This is a genomic window from Pseudoalteromonas maris, from assembly GCF_049257235.1.
Classification (GTDB): domain Bacteria; phylum Pseudomonadota; class Gammaproteobacteria; order Enterobacterales; family Alteromonadaceae; genus Pseudoalteromonas.
The window spans coordinates 367,997-388,222 of sequence record NZ_JBMMUF010000003.1; the positions used below are offsets into that span (position 1 = coordinate 367,997).

Below are 20,226 nucleotides of genomic sequence, written 5' to 3' on the forward strand. Positions count from 1 at the left end.
TATTCTTCTCTCCACGCTCTTAATTATTGCAGGCTAAATTGCACATCGATCAACTGGCCCTGACGGTTCACGGTAATCGCGGCATCGGTACTTGAACGAAGTTCCTGCAGTGCAGCCATTGCTTGTTTCATATCGGTTAATTGATAACCATTAATAGCAACAGCGATATCATTATTCTCAAGGCCCATTTGCTTAAACAACATAGGATCTTTTCCTGGGCTTAATTTGTAACCTTGCAGCTTACCTTGGTTACGCACTGGACTAACACGTATGTAGTCCGAGAGCTTACCTGGGTCTGCCAATAACTCTTTACGCTTTTGTTGAAGTGCGGCTCTGAGTTGTGGGTTTTTCGTTGGCTCGATTGCAGCGCTTGGACCTGAGCTTGGGGCTGGGCCGCTTGCTGGCACAGGCTTGCTCGCAGGTACTGGCATACTCACTGTTTTGGTGAATGTTAAGCCGTCTAGCATCAGAGTTTCAAAGCGACCATTAACATCAAGAATGGCTCTATCAGGCATGACTTTGGCAAGTTTAGCTCGCGTACCTTGGATAACATCATCGATACCATAAGTCTCTTGCTTACCTTGTGACTCTATAATCGCCAAGCCAGCATTTTTGTCATCTGTTGCTGCCACAACACCCGTAAGGTTGATGCTCAATCGTGTTTCAGGTGCATCACTGATGACCTCTTGCTTCGGCTGCTCTTTGGGCACTGCCGCAGCATCACCAAATAAGTTCACCGCTTCTATCGCGGCAACATTGACCTTATTCGCTTTTGACGATGATGACGTTACAGGTGGAGTAACGGGCGCAGCTTGCTCTTGTGGCCACAACAACCACAATAGAGACGCCGCCAAGTTGCCACAATAAACCGTTGCGGCCAGCACTAATAGCGTCACAATTTTCCGTTGCGGTAGCTGTTTAAGCCTTTGTTGTACTGGGGCTAAATCCAAAACCATTCACTATTATCAATTTGTTAACTAACGCCACATAGTACATTCATCATTTGCGTTCAACAAGCGTGCTCTGTAGCAAACTGTAATTTATGGAGCAATGCGTAAACCATATCTACAACAAGTGTATGTCAAAGTTGCCAACTTTTTTTGCATCTGCATCTATGGTAAATTTCGCCCCTCGCATTTTTGTAAAGTTTAGAGCAAATATCGTGGCAAAGAATCCTGCTCCGCAAACGCAAGGTATACGATTAGACAAGTGGCTATGGGCGGTTCGTCTATACAAAACTCGCTCTATTGCCAGAGAAATGGTGCAAGGCGGTAAAGTGCATTACAACGGCCAACGCTGCAAACCTAGCAGGCAGGTTGATGTCGGCGCCCAAATTCGCCTCGCACAAGGCTTCGATGAGAAACACATTACTGTGCTAAAATTGCTTGAAAAACGGGTCGCCGCCCCCATTGCTGTGACTTGCTATGAGGAAACAGAGCAAAGTAAGCAAAAACGCGAAGAAAATGCGCTAGCTCGGAAAAATAACGCCTTCTTTGCACCGCATCCAGATCACAAGCCTGACAAAAAGCAGCGCCGTGAACTGATGAAGTTAAAAGCTAAATAGAGAAACACATGCAGCAAGATTTATTACACCGCTATATTTTCGATAAGCTCGACGTCCGTGGCGAGCTAGTGCAAGTGAGTGAAGCCTTCAGCAAAATGGTTGAAGGTCGCAATTACCCAGACCCAGTTAAAAAGCTATTAGGTGAATTGTTCGTTACCACTTCATTACTCACCGCCACCTTAAAATTCCAAGGCCACATCAATGTACAAATCCAAGGTGATGGCCCAGTAAAGTTTGCCGCTATTAATGGCGATCATGAACAAAACATGCGCGGTGTTGCGCGCCTTCAAGGTGAAGTAAACAGCGACAACCTGCTAGAGTTGATGGGTAAAGGCCACATGATCATTACCATCACACCTGTTAAAGGTGAGCGCTATCAGGGTATCGTGCCGCTCGAACACGACACCTTAGCTAAATGCGTAGAGCAATATTTCGTGCAATCAGAGCAACTGCAAACTCGGATGTGGTTTGCAACAGATGTAACTGAAGGTGCGGAAAAGGCAACAGGCCTGTTCTTGCAAGTTCTTCCAGTTGATAAAGAGAAATCAGAAGCCGATTTTAGCCATCTTGAAGCCCTGAGCGATACCGTGACAGAAGATGAATTGCTGAATCTAGATGCCCAGACCGTGCTCACGCGTTTGTACCATGAAGACAATCCTCAACTGTTTGAACCACAGCCGGTACAATTTAAGTGTACCTGCAGCCGCGATAAAACAATTGATGCACTTGTGAACATTGGCAAAGACGAATTGCTTGCAGATGTTCAGCAAAATGGTGAGATTGTGATTAGCTGTCATTATTGCATGACCGATTACCGATTTGACGAAGAGCAGGTCAAAGCAATTTTTAATTAATCATTCATACATTTACCCAATAAAGGTAAAGCATAGGCAGTAAACTGATCAATTTACGCCTTTCGTATTAATAAAAAACTCGGGCCTTTAAAACCCGAGTTTTTTTGTACAAATTTATGACACCGGTATCAACGAAACATGTATTTTTCATGACACCGGTATCACTGAAATTATTCATGTTTTTTCATCTAAAACTGCCATTTTTAGGCACTTCAAAGCTCGTATAAGCATAAACCATCTGTTACTATAATTCGCATAAAGCACTCTCACACAGCTTTAGATTAACCCGTTCAATCTCTCACAACTTTTAGGTAAAAAAATGACTTCAAGCGCTACTCGTTTTGTTGATCTTACAACTGCAGAACTAATCGAGCAGGCAATTCGCCGTGGTGAAGGCTCACTTGCTGCTAATGGAGCTTTCGTAGCTAAGACTGGTCGTCGTACTGGCCGCTCTCCTAACGATCGTTTTATCGTAAAAGAGCCTAGCACTGAAAACGACATCCAATGGGGTAACGTTAACCGTCCTTTCGACGCTGACAAGTTCAATGCTCTTTGGGAACGTGTTGAAAACCACGTTAAGCAAAACGACCACTTTGTATCTCACTTAGAAGTAGGTGCAGATCCAGAGCACTATTTACCAATCGTTGTAACCACTGAAACAGCTTGGCACCACGTGTTTGCAAAAAACATGTTCATCGAGCCAGAGCGTTTCAATCATGCGAACATGCCTCAATGGCAAATCTTGAACGTACCATCATTCGTTTGTGAGCCTGAGCGTGATGGCACTAACAGTGACGGAACGGTAATCATCAACTTCGCTGAGCGTAAAGTATTGCTAGCAGGCATGCACTACGCAGGTGAGATGAAAAAATCAATGTTCTCTGTTCAGAACTTCCTACTTCCTGCAAAAGGTGTATTGCCAATGCACTGCTCTGCAAACGTGGGTGAAGCAGGTGATACAGCATTATTCTTCGGCCTATCAGGCACGGGTAAAACAACACTTTCAGCTGATCCGAGCCGTTTCCTAATTGGTGATGACGAGCACGGTTGGGCACCTGGCAGCGTATTCAACATCGAAGGCGGTTGTTACGCAAAATGTATCGACCTATCTCAGAAAAACGAGCCAGTTATTTGGGACGCAATTCGTTTCGGTACAATCCTTGAAAACGTGGTACTAGACGATACTCGTACACCAGACTACACAGATTCATCACTGACGCAGAACACGCGTGCAGCATACCCGCTAGAGCACGTAGCCAAGCGTAAAGTTGAGAACCGTGCAGGTGAGCCAAAAGCAGTAGTGTTCCTTACTTGTGACGTAAGTGGCGTACTACCTCCAGTATCAGTGCTAAGCGAAGAAGCTGCGGCTTATCACTTCCTAAGTGGCTACACTGCAAAAGTAGGTTCAACGGAAATCGGCTCAACATCTGATATCGAGTCAACATTCTCTACCTGTTTCGGCGCACCTTTCTTCCCTCGCCCAGCAGGTGTTTATGCTGAGCTACTAATGAAACGTGTACGTGAGTTTGGCGCTAAAGTGTACCTTGTAAACACGGGTTGGACTGGTGGTCCTTACGGTGTTGGTAAACGCTTTGACATCCCTACAACTCGCGCTGTTGTTGATGCAATCGTATCTGGCGCATTAGCAGATGTTGAAACACAACATATTGACGTGTTAAACCTTGATGTTCCAGTTGCAGTACCGGGTGTAGATAGCCAAGTACTTAACCCAATCAACACATGGGCTGACAAAGAAAAGTACGCAGAATACGCACAGAAACTAGCATCTGATTTCAGTGAAAACTTTGCTAAGTACGATGTGTCTGACGCAATTAAACAAGCTGGCCCTAAAAGCTAAGGGAAAGCTTATTTAACTTAGCCATTGCGCTGAGAATTCAACACCAACGCCAGCATATGCTGGCGTTTTTCATGGCGAAGCAAAAAGTATCTGAACTTAGAGACAAACGGCATCGCACATATATCACATGGTAAGGGTGTTATTGTGGGTGCTTAATTGGCAAGAAGATGGTGGCACATAAGCCGCCGTGTTCGCGATTTTTAAGCTCTACACGACCATTATGCATAGTGACAATGCGTTTAATGATAGCCAAACCTAAGCCGCTCCCCTCACTTCCGCGCGCCTGATCGCCTTGTGTAAATGGTGCAAACACTTTTTCCAGCTCAGACTCTGGAATGCCAGGACCGCGGTCTTTCACGCTCACACATACATGCGTTTTACGAAGACAATAATGAGTTGATACTGCAATGGCGTCATCGGAGTAACGCAGTGCATTCTCAATCATATTAGTGAGCACTCGCTTAATCGCAACGTTGCTCATAGGCACATTTGGCAAACTCGGATTAAGTTCACAGGTAATTTCTCTTCCCTCTTGCTGGCGACCATGCTGCTGCTCAGCATGCACTACTTCAGATACCAAGGCATTGAGATCTTCAGGTTGATAATCGCCTTTATCATGATGGCGCAGATACTCGATAAATTGGTCGATAATGGCATTCATGTCCTCAATGTCATGAATGATACCTTCACGTAAGTAGTCTTCATCGTCAGACATCATTTCCGTTGCCAGACGAATACGAGTAAGAGGTGTACGCAAATCGTGAGACACACCGGCCATAAGCAATCGCCGGTCTTGCTCTAGAGCTGCAATACTGCGCGACATCTGGTTAAAGGCTTTGGTTACCTCCACCATCTCCGTCGCCCCCTCTTCGTTTACGACGGTACTAAAGTCTCCTTTACTCACTTTCGTTGCTGCTTCTTGTAACGCCTTAAGCGGACGGTTCAAATGCCGTGCAAACAGCCATCCGCCAAGCACACTCAAAAAGCCGATACTGGTGAGATAAAATGTGAGGAACTCTATGTTTGCTTCTGTAAAACCAGAAAGTGGCACCTTAACCCAATAGCCTGGTGCTTGTGGTGGCTCAATCCAATAAACCAGTGGGTTAGTTTGGCTAATACGCACACGTGCAGAGCCTTTAAGCTGCTCTGACATGATGTTAGACAACATTGAATATTCACGTGCTTGACCAAGACCATTGATGTAGGCTTCACGCTGCGTCAGTATTTCTATACCAGTGACTTCGAAAAACTTCTTGGACACCTCTTCGCTAACTTCAATGCCATCATCACGGCCAATAAAGACTGTTTTCACTTGCTTCGCAAGCATAATGTTTACTTGCTCTATGGTGGGCTTGACCACATAGAAGCTTACAGCGACATATGAAACGATTTGGTTGATAAGTAAGAGCGCACCCACCAAAAATACGGTTTGCCCGAATGCGCTCCTTGGAAATATACCCATTTAGTTATTGCCATCAGGTACGAAAACGTAGCCTAGCCCCCACACAGTTTGTATATAACGAGGGTTTGCAGCGTCGGCTTCGATCATTCGACGTAAACGCGATACTTGAACATCGATACTACGCTCTAGCGCACTGTAGTCGCGTCCTCGCGCAAGGTTCATAAGCTTATCGCGACTTAGCGGTTCACGAGGATGTGAAACCAATGCTTTTAGTACGGCGAACTCACCGCTTGTGAGGGAAATCACTTCATCGCCACGGGTCATTTCGCGCGTCGCTAAGTTCAACGCAAAATCACCAAACTTGACTTGGTTTTCTTCAGCTGCAGGTGCCCCGGGCACTTCTTTGGCTCGGCGTCTTAAAATTGCTTTAACGCGCGCTAAAAGCTCTCGTGGGTTAAATGGTTTGGGAATATAGTCATCCGCACCTAACTCTAATCCAATGATACGATCAACTTCATCACCTTTGGCGGTGAGCATTACAATCGGGATTTCATTCTCTTTTTGACGTAAACGACGGCAAATAGATAAACCATCTTCACCTGGCAACATGAGATCAAGAACCATTAAATGGAAGTTTTCGCGCTCTAGCAGTTTATCCATTTGCTCTGAATTTGCCGCACTGCGCACAATAAAGCCTTGCTCTACCAAGTAGCGCTCAAGCAACGCGCGCAGACGCATATCGTCATCCACTACGAGAATTTTTGTTGTTTCTTGTCCCATGATAATTGCTTAATTTTTCTTGTTGTGACCTTAACTATAAGCGAATTCATGGACTTGGGAAATGTTGAGTCTCAATAAGATTGTTACATTTGTTGTCAAATTGGTTATTCGCCAACGTTATAGCTTATCCGATTGATATACCAGACCTTACGACCGCTGGGTGTACTGACCCATGCTTCATCATCTACTTCCTTTTTTAACAACGCGCGTGCCATAGGGGCATCAATCGATACAACACCTTTGTTGTCATATATTTCATCTGGGCCAACTATTTGGAAGTTCAGCGTTTCACCGTTTTCATCTTCGACTTCAACAAATGCACCAAAGAATACCTTCCCCTCTTGCTCAGGGCTGTAATCAACGATTCGCAATTCATCTAAACGCTTTTGCAGATAACGTACACGGCGGTCAATTTCTCGTAATCTTTTCTTATTATATTGATAGTCGGCATTCTCAGAACGATCGCCCAAACTTGCAGCCCACGCGACTTTTTTGGTCACTTCAGGGCGCTCAGTTCGCCATAAATGATCTAATTCACTTTGCAGCTGTTGGTAACCTTTGCGGGTAATTAATTTTGTTTTCATTCTTCGGTTCAGTTTTTGTTCATTTTAACAGGACCATAGTTACAGCAGGTAGTAACTAAGAGGTAGGTGTTGATATGCGCAAGTGCAACATGAAATACACCCTACTATTTTTATTCAGTTTGTTTGCGTTCACTGGTTTAGTTGCCAGTACTCACCTTTTTGCAAACGCACCTGTTGCTGCTGATCAGTATACACTGACTATTGAGGTCGACTCATCACAATATGCAAACCAAGAAGCGGATGATGATAACGATCCTGAACACCCCATAAGTAACTCAACATTACGCCAAAGTCATGGTTATCAGCAACCATCTACTGAGCCATCAGATGTGCCTGTTGCTCAGGCCATCCGCGTAGCCCATCAAAGAGCACCACCGTACTTCTCTTAAAATCTGTTTTTATTACATTTTTTTGGAGAATTATCATGACTAATTACACATTTTTGCGCACTCATCATGTTGTTGATGGCGCACCAATCGCCCAATTGACTGAAAATGAACACGCTCTTGAATTGAGCAGTCCAGCAAACACTTTATTACAAGACTTCACTATGCAGACTCCGGTGTGCATTCAAGCTGATACTCCGATTCTCGCAGCTAGAAAGCTCGCCAGCGCAACGCCTACCGATGCATTACTTGTTGTTGATGAGCAAAACAAGCTCATCGGTGTTACATCGAGTGTCGAGCTGCAAAGTGTTCGCGTCACGACTCAAGCACTACAGATGGGCTTAAAGCCCAGTGAATTACTGGTTCATGATGTAATGCGTTCTGTTCATACCTTACCTTGCGTTGCGATGAAAAGTGTTGCTAACACCAATCTAGGTACGGTACTGACAACCATGGAGCATACTGGCAGTTTTTACCTTCTAGTCAGTGAAAATGCCCATATTCGCGGCGTTTTCTGCGCGCGTAAGATTGCCAAAGAGTTAGGGATCGCCTTAGATATCACTCCTGTCGCTCAATCTTTCCATGATGTAGTGGCAAGTGTTGAACATCCTCATTAAGAGTTAGTTACATTCCTATTACGAGTCGCCAAGGATGGCGAAATTTGCCCTTCTGTTCATAAGTAGCTGTGATATTATCCTGTTAATTTACTGGTTACTCGCTCTGATGATGAGCATGACAATAAAAGGTTTTTAATGGGTAATATCACCATGATGCTTGCACAAGAGTTGCAGGCACAAGAGCAACAAGTGCTAGCAGCAACCAAGCTTCTCGATGAAGGTGCCACCGTCCCCTTCATTGCGCGCTATCGTAAAGAAGTAACAGGTGGTTTGGATGACACACAATTACGCACTCTAGAGCAGCGCTTAGGTTACCTTCGCGAACTAGAAGAACGCCGCCAGTTCATTATCAAAACTATTGATGACCAAGAGAAACTCACGCCTCAGTTACAGGCTGAGATCAATGCAGCGACAACAAAAACAGAATTAGAAGATTTATACCTTCCGTATAAACCCAAACGTCGTACCAAAGGGCAAATAGCGATAGAAGCGGGGCTTGAACCTCTTGCTGAATCTTTACTCGCAGACCCGGATCTTGACCCAGAAATCCAAGCAGCCCAATACATTAACAACGATAAAGGCATTGCTGATACCAAGGCAGCTCTAGATGGTGCGCGCTACATTTTGATGGAGCGATTTGCTGAAGATGCCAAGTTACTAGCGAAGTTGCGCCAACAAATTAAACAACACGGGCATATCACTAGCTCCGTTATCGCGGGCCAAGAGAAAGCAGGTGTTAAGTACCAAGATTATTTCGAACACAGTGAAGCGATTGGCTCAATCCCATCACACCGCGCGCTTGCAATGCTGCGCGCTCGCAATGAAGGTGTGTTAAACCTCAACATCAACCCTGATGCCCAAAGTGAAGACGGCCACGCCTTGTGTATAAACATGATTGCCCAACACTTTGACTTATCGATTGAAGGTAAAGCTGCAAGCAAGTGGCTGGCCCAAGTTGCACAGTGGACGTGGAAGGTGAAGTTATCTTTGCACTTAGAAAACGAGTTTTTAGCCTCAATGCGTGAGCTGGCTGAAACCGGCGCAATTGATGTGTTTGCAAAGAACTTAAAAGATTTACTAATGGCTGCTCCTGCGGGTGCCAAAGTAACACTAGGGCTCGACCCTGGTCTGCGCACTGGGTGTAAAATTGCCGTTGTAGACGCAACAGGTAAGCTATTAGCGACCAACACCATCTTCCCGCATGCTCCTCAAAACCAGTGGGAAAAATCACTGCGCACATTAGAGCAGCTATGTCGTCAGCATAAGGTGGAGCTTATTGCCATCGGCAACGGTACAGCTAGCCGTGAAAGTGACAAACTCGTTGGCGAGTTGGTGAAAAGCGTGCCGGAATTGAAAATGAATAAGATCATGGTCAGCGAAGCAGGCGCGTCTGTGTATTCTGCCTCTGAGTTCGCGGCCCAAGAATTCCCAGATCTTGACGTATCGCTACGTGGTGCTGTATCGATCGCTCGTCGTTTACAAGACCCTCTTGCAGAGCTAGTAAAAATTGAGCCTAAATCTATTGGTGTGGGTCAATACCAGCATGACGTATCGCAAAGCCAACTAGGACAAACACTGACTTCAGTTGTTGAGGACTGTGTAAACGCAGTCGGTGTTGACGTAAATACAGCGTCAGTTCCGCTACTTACTCGTGTTTCAGGCTTGAATAAAACTTTGGCGCAGAACATTGTCAATTACCGTGATAGCAATGGCGCCTTTGCCAATCGCAGCCAGCTGAAGAAAGTAGAGCGCTTAGGCCCTAAGGCGTTTGAGCAAAGTGCCGGTTTCTTGCGCATAGTAAATGGCTCAGATCCACTTGATGCGTCTGCGGTTCACCCTGAAGCATATCCAGTGGTGAAGAATATTTGTGCTGCAAATGATCAAGATATATCTGCACTCATCGGCAATGGTCAGGTATTAAAATCTCTTAACCCTCAAGATTATACCGATGAGCAATTCGGTTTACCTACGGTTACCGACATCATCAGTGAGCTCCATAAGCCAGGTCGAGATCCACGCCCTGAGTTTAAAACTGCAGAATTCAAAGCCGGTGTTGAAACAATCAACGACCTCAAACCGGGTATGGTACTCGAAGGAGTGGTGTCAAACGTAGCCAACTTTGGCGCTTTTGTAGATGTAGGCGTACACCAAGATGGTCTAGTACATATCTCAGCGCTGACTGACAAATTCATCAGCGACCCTCGCGAAGTGGTCAAAGCTGGAGACATTGTCAAAGTGAAGGTGCTAGAAGTAGATACTGGGCGTAAACGCATTAGTTTCACGATGCGATTAAACGATGAAGTGCCTGCCAGCTCAGCTAAACCAGAGCACAAACCTGCTGCCAAAAAAGGCTCAACGCCCAAAGCCAAAGGACCAAGTCGCAACCGCCAAGATCAAGGCAACGCGGCAATGGGCAATGCGTTTGCTGAAGCCTTTGCAAAGTTGAAGAAGTAAGCAGTGGCTTGTAAACATATTAAAAAACGCAGCTTAGGCTGCGTTTTTTTGTTTTGGCTTTGAAGGTCTAAACCTGCGTCGATACCGCCGACAACTCCGAAGGCTTACTCACTTGCTGATAAAAGTCTGCGATACGCAGCGCTCGTGATTCAACCGCGTCTTCACGGGTAAAACGCTTTGGCGGCTCACTCACTGAGTATGCCGGTTTGTCGTCATCGCCACTTTGCGCTTCTTCTTTGGTTTGGCTCGCTAACTCTGTTTGCGCTTGCACCAATTTTTGTGTGGCGTCACGTGCAATCGCTCGATCGGCTGCTGAGGGCTCTGCAGGGGCTAAAGCGGCTGCCCGTACTTGCTGCATTTTCTCAATGGTGGCACGAGGATCGCCTGGTACCGCCGCAACATCGATTTGCACTTCACCACCCACCGCATAGTTTTTGCCATCAGGGCCACGCTGGAATTCATAGCTGGGTGATCCGGCATAGCGCCCACCCACGGTTGCATGTGCTTGCTCGTGTAAGCGCACTTCAGAGTCGCGCGAACTGAGCTCCTCGATTTGCTGTTGCTCTTTTTGTTGCTGCTCGTCTTGGCGAGATGAGTCTTGCTGTGACGATTCGTCGTCACGCTCTCCAACAGCACGCTGCTCTTCGTTTTGCGGCTTTAACGAGTCTTGGGATTCTTTTGTTTGTCCGGGGGCTTTGGCTTTATCTGCATCACTGGCAGATTTGTTCTCAGTCGCACTTTTATTGAGTGCTTGAGGCGCGGGAATCACCTCACGAAGTTGATTATCGCGACGCGCACTTTCGGTATAAACATTCGCGGTGTTTAGATTGATAGCGGGGTATGGCGTGACGATGTTCATGGTAACTAAGCACGAATATCAATGATGGTGCCTAGCACCTCATCGGCGGTTTGAATGCTGCGCGCATTTGCTTTGGCACTGAACTCTGCCACTTTGAGGTTCACCACTTCTTCTTCAATACGAGGGGTTTGAGCAACGGGTGCTGTGATGGCTTCATTACTGCCTGCGCCTTGAAGCTGGCGAGCATTTTGCAATTCTTGCTGGTCTTGTTGCTCGGTGGTGGCACGGTTGATATTAACCGTTGCACGTTCAACGTCCTGTTGAGCGCGGCTAAAGCCTTCAACACCATTATTGAAAACAGATCCAATAGGCATACGCTATCCTCACACTCAAACTGATACACTTTTTATCATTATTGCGCAAAAATCATACTAAATAAAGCGAAAGCGCTCTCTATAAAGGGGACTGGCTTCAAAGCATTGATTTAAAAGCGGCTATAAATTCTTCTTTGTGAGAAATAAAAGGCGCATGCGAGGCCTTATCAATCACTGCGATATTTAGTTGCGGGCGCAGCTGCTGCATTTTTCCAATCGCTTTGTAAGGAACCAACGCATCTAAACGGCCAAAAATAGCACCAATTGGCTGACTCAGGCTGGCAAATTCACCGCGCAAGTCATGATGTTCAAGTATGTCTAACCCTTGCTTTAAAACCTCGCTATCTGTAGCCGGTGCTTGCCCTATGAGCGCTCTTAGCTCTTTGATGTCTTGTCGTGCAGACTGACTGCCCATCGCTTGAATAGCTAGGAAGCGTTCTATCGTTTTAGCACTGTTCTCGGTCAGCTGTTTGTTAAACAACTCCAATACATCTAGCTTGATGCCTGGCCAGTCATCACTGTGAGCAAAAAACGGGCTAGATGCTATCAGTATGACTTTGCTTACTTTTTTAGGATAAAAATGGGCTAGATAAAGTGCCACCAAGCCGCCAAGTGACCAGCCAGCAATAACGCTGCCATCCTGTATTTGTTCAGCAAGCTTTTTCGCCATTCCAGCTAAATCGCAGGTGTAATTCGCGGCTTTATCGATCTGATGATATCCATATCCAGGCAAATCTAGGGCTTTCACTTCCCCGTCGAAAATGAAACTCAACTCTGGCTCAATAAGATCCCACACTTCGCGGTTCATTCCCCAACCATGGAGTAATACCAACTGTTTCTGCATTTACCTATCCCAATCAACTATGCTTGAATGACTAACCTGTGACTAAACACAGGCATTATTAACGGGAATATGAGGTTATGCAATGGACGCATACAGGAAATTCGCCGCATGGCTCTTTCCTCAATACTGCCTGCTTTGCCATCAGGGAGTAAATAATGGACAACAGCTCTGCAGCTCTTGCTGCATGTCTTTCACAGGCATTGATGCAAACAACTCATGCAATCTTCTGACTCGAGCTGATATTCAGCGTCAGTTTACACTACCCAATATTGATAAACTCTTTGCAGTAGACTGGTATAAGCCACCGCTGTCGATTTGGCTAAAACGGCTCAAATATCAACAGCGCATGTATTATCAAAAGGCAATAACCCAACTAATTGTCCAACACTTAGCACACGCCTCTACAACCCCTAACTGGCAATGGCCAGATATCATCAGTCCTGTCCCTTGCGCTCCTGCAAAACTACTCTGGCGAGGTTTTAATCAGGTAGCCTCATTGTGGCAGCACGCGCTTCCCAACGAGTTATTCATGACCAACTTACTATCTCGCTCGCACTCATTTCATCCGCAAGCTTCACTTAATGCAGCGCAGCGACGCAAAAATCTGAAGCATGTTTTTAAACTACATGGCGATGTCTCGAATAAGCACGTTGTTTTGGTAGATGACATTTTAACAACAGGCTCCACCGCCAATACGGTAGCAAAACTGCTCAAAGATGCTAACGCCGCAAGCGTTGCTGTGTGGGTGGTATGCCTCACTCCCAAAGAGTAGCATGCATGAAAAAGCCGACTTTAAAGGTCGGCTTTTAATACATCCACTCATATATGCGAATGCTAAGGCGCATCCGCTTCTATGTGTTCACCAAAGAATAAGGCATTACTGAAGATACGACTTGTACCATACCAAAAGCCACGAAATACTGGGTTATCGCTCATTGCTACAACCGCACCGCGACCAACACGGTGCGCCAGCACTGCACCGCCATTGGCTATTTGTGAGACATTGTTATCATGCGTGAAGCCCGCAAGCAGTGGCTTTTGTGTGTACGTTGCCACATTCACAAAAGGCGAGTCTGACTGCTCGAGCAAGAAGGTGCTGTTTTTGAATACAGGCAACTGTTCGCGTGTTAATGAGTAGCTTAACGGATGCGTCAGGTCGACAGAGCTCGCAAAGATGGCTCCCGCGATACGTTGCTGACCGGCCAACTTATCTCTGTCACCGTAATTCATGCCCTCAGTGGAAAACGACGCAGCCATGTCTTTGCGTGTAAGATAAGTAGCCTTGAGGATTTGCTCATCAGCCAAAAACTGCGCTCCCCCTTTTTGACCCCAAACAACACCGCCTTCATTTACCCAGCTTTGTAGCTTAGATTTGAAACCTTTCGACAAGTCCGCGTAACGCCCATGTGCAAATACAATATGTGTGTACTTGTCTAAATCCACGCGGTTGAGATTGTCCGCTTCGATAATACTCGGCGCTAAACCAACATGCCTGTCGAGATAATACCATAGCTCACCCACCTCGTACTGACTCGCAGGCTGACCGCCAACCAACAATACTTTAGGTAAGGTCACTGGAGCCAGCTGGCGAGAACCCAAATCAATACCCTGTCTCGTTAAGCCAGATTCAATGCCATGCATAGCGATAGGGAACTGAGCACTGACGTCCTCAACCACTTTTAACCAGTCATCTCGCTTTTGTACACCCGCAGGAATGACAATAGAACCCGCTGCGAATGCTTTGTTTTTGCCCGCTGTATCTACTGTGAATTCAGCCAGAGCAACACGCGCTTCTATACCGTTTTGTAACAATTTGGTGAGTAATTTCGGGGCATCATAATCAAACCATTCGAATGCATAAGCATAATGACGTGCCAATGGCTGGGCTTGCTGTTGCTGCACTTCTGAAGACCACGCTTGCTGTGCAACACTCACTCCCCACACACTGTCGAGCGGTTTAAATTCGAGGTTAAATGCGTGCGCGAGTGTCCAGCCTGATACGTCATAAAACGTATTATCTATAAAGCTTTGCTGCTCACTAAACATCGCTTTAATTAAGCGATATTGACGCTGCTCGAGCGGCACAAAATACGTGTTTTGCGCTGCAAACTTCTGCTTGTCTACTGTAACACTGTCAGTAAGGGCATAGGCATCCACCTGATGCTGCTCAAGCAGTGATAAAAAGTATCTCAATCTAGTTGCATCTTTTGGAGCGCTTACCAGATACCCTTTGATCTTGTCTTTTTCAGCGAGTTTAGTGGCTTGTTTGAAAAAGTCTTGCTGATAAGCCAGTAATTTTTGGCGATTTTCGAGTACCGCATCAAAAGTAGAAAAGTTAGTTAATAACTGATTTTTAATGGTAAATGGAAACTCCAAACGGCCATTTATGGTGTCTTGTACATGACCTCGGCTACTTGCTTGTTCAAATAGAATGCCCACACTGCCGTTCACGTCAGGATAAGTTGACCCTTTGCCTACATAAAAATCATCAAATGCTTCCTCGGTAAAATAGAGGCGCTCGTGGCTATCTAAAATGCGGGCATGATGCTGTGCAATCGCCTTAGTTAAATCCACATTTTGTTGTGGTGTATGCGGGTTTTTGCGCGAGGGAATGCCGGGCTGGAAAAAGTAAGTGCTATTTGGGCCCATCTCATGAAAGTCAGTCAACACATTCGGTTGCCACGCTTGAAATTGAGCGATGCGCGCACGAGATTCGGGGTGTTGCAGCAACAACCAATCACGATTTAAGTCGAACCAATAATGGTTAGTTCGGCTGCTTGGCCAATTCTCATTGTGCTCTCGAGTGCTGGGATCAGAGCTTGGCACCATTGCTCGGTTAGAGTTAGCCCAGCTTGCAAAGCGCGCTAAACCGTCTGGATTCAAAGAAGGGTCGAGCAGTATTACCGTATCTGCCAATAACTTTTGCACTCGCTCATCTTGCGCTGCTGCCAGATAATAAGCAACTAGCAACGCAGCGTTACTACCTGAAGGTTCATTACCATGCACGCTGTAACCCATGTACATAATCGCTGGTGCATTAGTATCAACTGGCTGCTCGCCATTCACTTGTGCCAAGTGCGCTTTGCGTACCTGTTCAATATTAGCAAGTCGCTCAGGGGCAGCGATGGTGAGCATTACCAATGGGCGTTGCTCATGGGTATAACCAATGGTTTGGATATTGATACGTTCACTGCTATCAGCCAATGCACGCATGTAGTACACCAGTTGGTCGTGACGTACATGCCACTCCCCCACGTTGTAGCCCAATACTGATTGCGGTGTTGGCACACTTGGGTCAAACGTAATCGTGTCGTCAAAATAATAACTCAGTGGCTTAGCACTGACGAAAGAAGATAGGGATAAAAAAAGAAAAACAAATATTGAGCGCATTAGCATAAATTACTCTTTAAAAACCATGCGACAACGCTACCATTGGTTGAAAATTAAGCCAACTTTTTACGTTCAACACTAGCGACAAAGCGACGAGCGGAGTATCATAGCGATTAACCGAGTAAAATAGTCAAGTATAGTGTTGTTACTATGATCACAATTTCAGAAACTGCGCAAAGTCACTTTGCGAAACTACTTTCAGAACAAGCAGATGGAACAAACATCCGCGTTTTCGTTGTTAACCCAGGTACATCTCAAGCTGAGTGCGGCGTGTCTTACTGCCCAGCTGATGCGGTTGAGGAAGATGATATTCGCCTTAACTTTAACGGTTTCGACGCTGTAGTAGACAAAGAAAGCGCGCCTTTCTTAGAAGAAGCAGAAATCGATTTTGTTACCGACAAAATGGGCACGCAGTTAACACTTAAAGCACCCAATGCTAAGGCTCGAAAGCTATCTGATAATGCGTCACTTGAAGAGCGCGTTGAGCACATGCTAGTAACCGAAGTGAACCCACAGCTTGCCAACCATGGCGGTCAGGTTCAACTTGTGGAAATTACTGCTGAAGGTATTGCTGTGCTGCAATTTGGTGGTGGTTGTAACGGGTGTTCAATGATTGATGTGACGCTCAAAGATGGCATTGAAAAAGAAATGATTGCCAAGTTTGAGGAAATTACCGGCGTTCGTGATATCACTGAGCATAGCCGTGGCGAACACTCATACTACTAAGTTCAAAGCTTTGGTTTATCGCTTGGGCTCCCAGCCCAAGCTGAGCCTAAAGCGCTTTTTTATAGGCATTGGCTTATTCGCAGTCGCGGTTGCACTCATATATATTGGCTATCGCTACGAGCCCTTGTGGCAAATCCCTGGTCTAGTCGTCCTCGCGCCCGCACTGTTTTTTGCTATTTGGGGTTATATCGGTATTTTTGCCAATCGCTTTGCCCAAGTTATCTCAGTAACTGATGGGCCTTTACCAGCTGACGATAACGAACTACCAAAGTAATTCCACGCATTGCCATAAAGGTACTCATCGCAGCCCATAGGCCATGATTCCCCCAACTTTGGGTCAATATAAATACGCCAAAGAAACCACCCAAGGCAGATATAATCATGGTATTGCGCATATCTTTCGCGCGCATTAAGCCAACAAACACACCATCAAAGATAAAACAGGCCATTGCCAACAGGGGCATGACTATCAGCCAAGGCAAGTACTGCACAGCCATATTATTCACTGAAGGCACATCTGTGAGTAGACGAATAACCTGTGCTCCCCCCAGCATAAACACCAAGGCATAAACACAGGCAAAAATAACTCCCCAGCGCACACTAATATCAACCCACATGCGCACATCCGCTTCTTTTTTAGCGCCGCGGGCGCCGCCTACTTTGGCTTCTGCCGCATAGGCAATGCCGTCCATTGCAAAGCTAATTAATAATAGAAAGTTCATCAGCACAGCATTAGCAGCAAGCACCACATCACCAATGCGCGCGCCATAAAAGGTCATAAAACTAAAACACAACTGCAACATGAGCGAGCGTAGGAAGATATCACCGTTGAGACGCAGCAACGCACCAATTTGCAGTAAATGTGCGGGCATCGACCAGCGCCACGTTAAGTTTAATTTGCCAAACAAGCGCGATACCAACCACACAGCAAAAACTAGGGCAGTGTAATCCGCTATGACTGAGGCAAGCGCTGCACCTTTTACTTCCATGTTGAGGCCAACTACAAAGAAGATATCAAGAACGATGTTAACGACATTGGTCAACAGCACCAGCAGAAATGGTCCTCGTCCGTACTGCACGCCGAGCATCCACCCAAGCAGAACAAGATTAGTTAATGCCGCAGGGGCGCTGTAAATACGAATGTGGAAATAGGCATAAGCCTGCTCTAACGTCTGCTGCGACGCATTGGATAATTTGGCGATTAATATGGCGATAGGGCTTTGCAGAGCAATCAATAACGAGGCCACCAGCAAGGCTAAAAACACGCTTTTCTGTAGCGCCGTGACCAGCTCGGTATGATCTTGTGCGCCAAATGCAGAGGCGATGAGCCCGGTTGTGCTCATGCGCAAAAATCCAGCTAACCAAAACAACATCGAAATGACTGTTGCACCAAGCGCAATCCCCGCCAAATAATGAGCACTGCCAAGATGCCCAATAACCGCTGTATCGACTAAACCTAGTAAAGGGACGGTAATGTTCGATAGAATCATGGGCCCAGCAAGCAACAACAAGCTTTTATGGTGAGTTTTCTTATGTTTAAAAAATGGTCCCATGTATTTTTCTCTGTGCTAGCCCTGTGTGGTTTTTCTGCGCATGCCGCGGTTATTCTACAGTATCATCATGTAAGTGAAAGCTTACCTAAGGTTACCAGCGTAGAAGCCAATACATTTCGCGCTCACCTGACTTACTTAAAGCAAAATGAGTATAACGTTATAGCGCTCGACACCTTACTTGAAGGACTAAGGGAGCATGCCGACTTCCCTGATAAGACCGTCGCTATCACGTTCGATGATGGCTACGACAACAACATAGAAGAGGCAGCGCCTATTCTTGCTGAATTTGGTTACCCCTACACTATTTTTGTAAACCCAGCATTAATTGATGAACAGCGTGGTTATGTCATGACGTGGGAGCAATTGCGCACACTGGATAAACAAGGGGCATTGATTGCAAACCACAGTAGCCGCCATGAATACTTACATCACAAATTAGATGGCGAGACTCAAACGCAATGGCGTGAGCGCATCAAACAAGACATAGTGTCAGCTGAGAAACGAATCGAAGAAGAGATAGGCTATAGCCTAAAATACTTGGCCTATCCCTATGGCGAGTTTAACCGCGCACTGCAAGACCTTGTTGCTGAGTTAGGTTATGTGGGGATTGGCCAGCACTCCGGTGCGCTCGGCCCACACAATGATGTCACTCGCTTACCTCGCTTCCCCGCCTCGGGCTTTTATGCTGATTTGCAGACCCTTAGTACGAAGTTAGAGTCATTGCCTTTTGACATTACCTCTTTAGATTACAGCGACACAGTAACGTCGCAAACGCAGCCAAAAATCACCATTGAATTTGCCCACACCCCGTTCAATCAAGGACAATTTGCCTGCTATGTATCAGGCCAAGGGCAGGCTAATCTGACATGGGAAGGAAAAAATAAGGTTACTGTGAGTGCAAAGCAGGCGCTTAATAAGGGCCGTTCACGCTACAACTGTACTGCACCAGATAAACGTAATCCTGGACGCTATTTGTGGTTCTCTCAGCCCTGGGTGATCACTTCTTCGCCTGATTAACGAGCCACGCTGCACAATCATTCAATGCCAACGTTGCCTGAGCTGCCCCTAAGTCAATCGCAGCTTTAGGCATCCCCCATACCACAGAGCTAGCTTGGTCTTGTGCCGCTGTGACCGAGCCCGCTTCTCTGAGATTAAGCAGGCCTTTTGCTCCATCAGCTCCCATACCGGTAAGTAACAGTGCACACGTGCGCTTTGCTAAACCTTGATCGACAATTGAATCGAACATCACATCCACTGCTGGGCGGTGACGGTTTACAGGGGGTGTTTGTGACAGCTTGCACACGAGCTTGCCGCCATCACGCTTTATTAATAAATGCTCACCGCCTGGGGCAATATAGATATTACCTATTTTGATCACTTGCCCATCTTCAGCCTCGTGCACCTGCATAGCACATAGGCTATTCATACGCTGTGCAAACGAGTTACTGAACACAGGAGGAATGTGTTGTGTGATCACCACCGGCGGAAAGTTCTTCGGTAACCGCGTGATCACTTCTCTAATAGCCTCTGTTCCGCCAGTTGATGCGCCAATTGCTACCAAATGACTCAACCGAAATTCGATTTCTTGCTGTGGTTTTGCGGGGGCACTTGCTGCAACAGGGCGACGACGAATATTTGCACTCGCCGCTGTGCGCACTTTCTGCTGCAGCAGTTCAGTATAGGCATGCAGCTCGTTAGCAACATTGGTGGTGGGCTTAGCAACAAAATCAACCGCCCCTATTTCAAGTGCTTCAAGAGTAATAGGCGCACCTTGTTGGGTGAGTGTGGAAATCATTACCACAGGCATGGGGCGCAAACGCATTAGGTTCTTCAAAAAACTAATGCCGTCCATTTTGGGCATTTCTACATCTAACGTCAGCACGTCTGGATTCAGTTGTTTGATCATCTCGCGGGCTTGATAAGGATCGCTAGCGCAGCCGACTACTTGCATATCCGGCGCTTGGCTTAAAATCTCTTTAAGCAAGGATTGAATTAGCGGTGAGTCATCAACTATCAGTATCTTTATCATGTGCTATAAACC

20 protein-coding genes are annotated in these 20,226 nt (G+C 46.2%); 10 read left to right on the top strand and 10 right to left on the bottom strand.

What is annotated here, in order from left to right:
* Positions 1-23: 23 nt before the first annotated feature.
* Positions 24-956: a type II secretion system protein GspC gene (gene gspC, locus AAEU32_RS06695; RefSeq protein ID WP_421969749.1), complete on the bottom strand. Its 933-nt coding sequence runs from the start codon at positions 954-956 to the stop codon at positions 24-26.
* Between the two features lie 206 nt (positions 957-1,162).
* On the opposite strand from gspC, the gene hslR reads away from it, so the two are divergent.
* The 3 genes from hslR (at position 1,163) to AAEU32_RS06710 (ending at position 4,276) form a co-directional block, all read left to right on the top strand.
* On the top strand, positions 1,163-1,564 hold the full coding sequence (gene hslR, locus AAEU32_RS06700) for a ribosome-associated heat shock protein Hsp15 (protein WP_421969750.1): 402 nt from the start codon (positions 1,163-1,165) through the stop codon (positions 1,562-1,564).
* An 8-nt stretch (positions 1,565-1,572) separates the two neighbouring features.
* Positions 1,573-2,418 (top strand): Hsp33 family molecular chaperone HslO, encoded by an 846-nt coding sequence (gene hslO / locus AAEU32_RS06705; RefSeq protein WP_421969751.1) that lies wholly within the window; start codon positions 1,573-1,575, stop codon positions 2,416-2,418.
* A gap of 319 nt (positions 2,419-2,737) precedes the next feature.
* Entirely contained in the window at positions 2,738-4,276 is a 1,539-nt protein-coding gene (locus tag AAEU32_RS06710) for a phosphoenolpyruvate carboxykinase (RefSeq protein ID WP_421969752.1), read from the top strand.
* 139 nt (positions 4,277-4,415) lie between these two features.
* On the opposite strand, the gene envZ is transcribed toward AAEU32_RS06710, so the two are convergent.
* The 3 genes from envZ to greB form a co-directional block, all read right to left on the bottom strand.
* Entirely contained in the window at positions 4,416-5,738 is a 1,323-nt protein-coding gene (gene envZ, locus AAEU32_RS06715; RefSeq protein ID WP_421969753.1) for a two-component system sensor histidine kinase EnvZ, read from the bottom strand.
* Positions 5,739-6,458, bottom strand: coding sequence for an osmolarity response regulator transcription factor OmpR (gene ompR / locus AAEU32_RS06720; protein ID WP_421969754.1), 720 nt, complete (start codon positions 6,456-6,458; stop codon positions 5,739-5,741). It abuts the gene before it with no gap.
* 104 nt (positions 6,459-6,562) lie between these two features.
* Positions 6,563-7,042 carry a transcription elongation factor GreB gene (gene greB, locus AAEU32_RS06725; protein ID WP_421969755.1) on the bottom strand — a complete coding sequence of 160 codons (480 nt, stop codon included), beginning with the start codon at positions 7,040-7,042 and terminating at the stop codon, positions 6,563-6,565.
* Between the two features lie 74 nt (positions 7,043-7,116).
* Between greB and AAEU32_RS06730 the strand changes: the two genes are divergently transcribed.
* The 3 genes from AAEU32_RS06730 (at position 7,117) to AAEU32_RS06740 (ending at position 10,499) form a co-directional block, all read left to right on the top strand.
* Complete coding sequence (locus tag AAEU32_RS06730; protein WP_421969756.1) at positions 7,117-7,431, top strand: hypothetical protein; 315 nt, start codon at positions 7,117-7,119, stop codon at positions 7,429-7,431.
* 35 nt (positions 7,432-7,466) lie between these two features.
* Positions 7,467-8,045, top strand: coding sequence for a CBS domain-containing protein (locus AAEU32_RS06735; protein WP_421969757.1), 579 nt, complete (start codon positions 7,467-7,469; stop codon positions 8,043-8,045).
* A 135-nt stretch (positions 8,046-8,180) separates the two neighbouring features.
* Complete coding sequence (locus tag AAEU32_RS06740; RefSeq protein ID WP_421969758.1) at positions 8,181-10,499, top strand: Tex family protein; 2,319 nt, start codon at positions 8,181-8,183, stop codon at positions 10,497-10,499.
* Positions 10,500-10,566: 67 nt separating this feature from the next.
* Here the strand turns inward: AAEU32_RS06740 and AAEU32_RS06745 are convergent, their stop codons facing one another.
* From AAEU32_RS06745 to bioH, 3 genes are all read right to left on the bottom strand, one after another.
* Positions 10,567-11,358: a putative metalloprotease CJM1_0395 family protein gene (locus AAEU32_RS06745; protein ID WP_421969759.1), complete on the bottom strand. Its 792-nt coding sequence runs from the start codon at positions 11,356-11,358 to the stop codon at positions 10,567-10,569.
* Positions 11,359-11,363: 5 nt separating this feature from the next.
* Positions 11,364-11,672, bottom strand: a complete 309-nt coding sequence (locus AAEU32_RS06750; protein WP_421969760.1) for a hypothetical protein — start codon at positions 11,670-11,672, stop codon at positions 11,364-11,366.
* Between the two features lie 97 nt (positions 11,673-11,769).
* The gene (bioH, locus tag AAEU32_RS06755) at positions 11,770-12,516 is read right to left on the bottom strand and encodes a pimeloyl-ACP methyl ester esterase BioH (RefSeq protein ID WP_421969761.1); all 747 of its coding nucleotides are present in this window, start codon (positions 12,514-12,516) and stop codon (positions 11,770-11,772) included.
* Between the two features lie 82 nt (positions 12,517-12,598).
* On the opposite strand from bioH, the gene AAEU32_RS06760 reads away from it, so the two are divergent.
* Complete coding sequence (locus tag AAEU32_RS06760; protein WP_498049594.1) at positions 12,599-13,288, top strand: ComF family protein; 690 nt, start codon at positions 12,599-12,601, stop codon at positions 13,286-13,288.
* Between the two features lie 62 nt (positions 13,289-13,350).
* On the opposite strand, the gene AAEU32_RS06765 is transcribed toward AAEU32_RS06760, so the two are convergent.
* Positions 13,351-15,906 carry a M14 metallopeptidase family protein gene (locus AAEU32_RS06765; RefSeq protein WP_421969763.1) on the bottom strand — a complete coding sequence of 852 codons (2,556 nt, stop codon included), beginning with the start codon at positions 15,904-15,906 and terminating at the stop codon, positions 13,351-13,353.
* Positions 15,907-16,056: 150 nt separating this feature from the next.
* Between AAEU32_RS06765 and nfuA the strand changes: the two genes are divergently transcribed.
* Positions 16,057-16,632, top strand: coding sequence for a Fe-S biogenesis protein NfuA (gene nfuA / locus AAEU32_RS06770; protein WP_421969764.1), 576 nt, complete (start codon positions 16,057-16,059; stop codon positions 16,630-16,632).
* Positions 16,610-16,906, top strand: coding sequence for a hypothetical protein (locus AAEU32_RS06775; protein WP_421969765.1), 297 nt, complete (start codon positions 16,610-16,612; stop codon positions 16,904-16,906). The genes nfuA and AAEU32_RS06775 overlap by 23 nt, the downstream gene beginning before the upstream one ends.
* Here the strand turns inward: AAEU32_RS06775 and dinF are convergent.
* A complete protein-coding gene (gene dinF / locus AAEU32_RS06780) occupies positions 16,851-18,122 on the bottom strand; it encodes an MATE family efflux transporter DinF (protein WP_421969766.1) in 1,272 nt (423 codons plus the stop codon). The genes AAEU32_RS06775 and dinF overlap by 56 nt on opposite strands.
* A gap of 42 nt (positions 18,123-18,164) precedes the next feature.
* On the opposite strand from dinF, the gene AAEU32_RS06785 reads away from it, so the two are divergent.
* Positions 18,165-19,202, top strand: coding sequence for a polysaccharide deacetylase family protein (locus tag AAEU32_RS06785; RefSeq protein WP_421969767.1), 1,038 nt, complete (start codon positions 18,165-18,167; stop codon positions 19,200-19,202).
* On the opposite strand, the gene AAEU32_RS06790 is transcribed toward AAEU32_RS06785, so the two are convergent.
* On the bottom strand, positions 19,183-20,214 hold the full coding sequence (locus AAEU32_RS06790) for a protein-glutamate methylesterase/protein-glutamine glutaminase (protein WP_421969768.1): 1,032 nt from the start codon (positions 20,212-20,214) through the stop codon (positions 19,183-19,185). The genes AAEU32_RS06785 and AAEU32_RS06790 overlap by 20 nt on opposite strands.
* Positions 20,215-20,226: the final 12 nt, after the last annotated feature.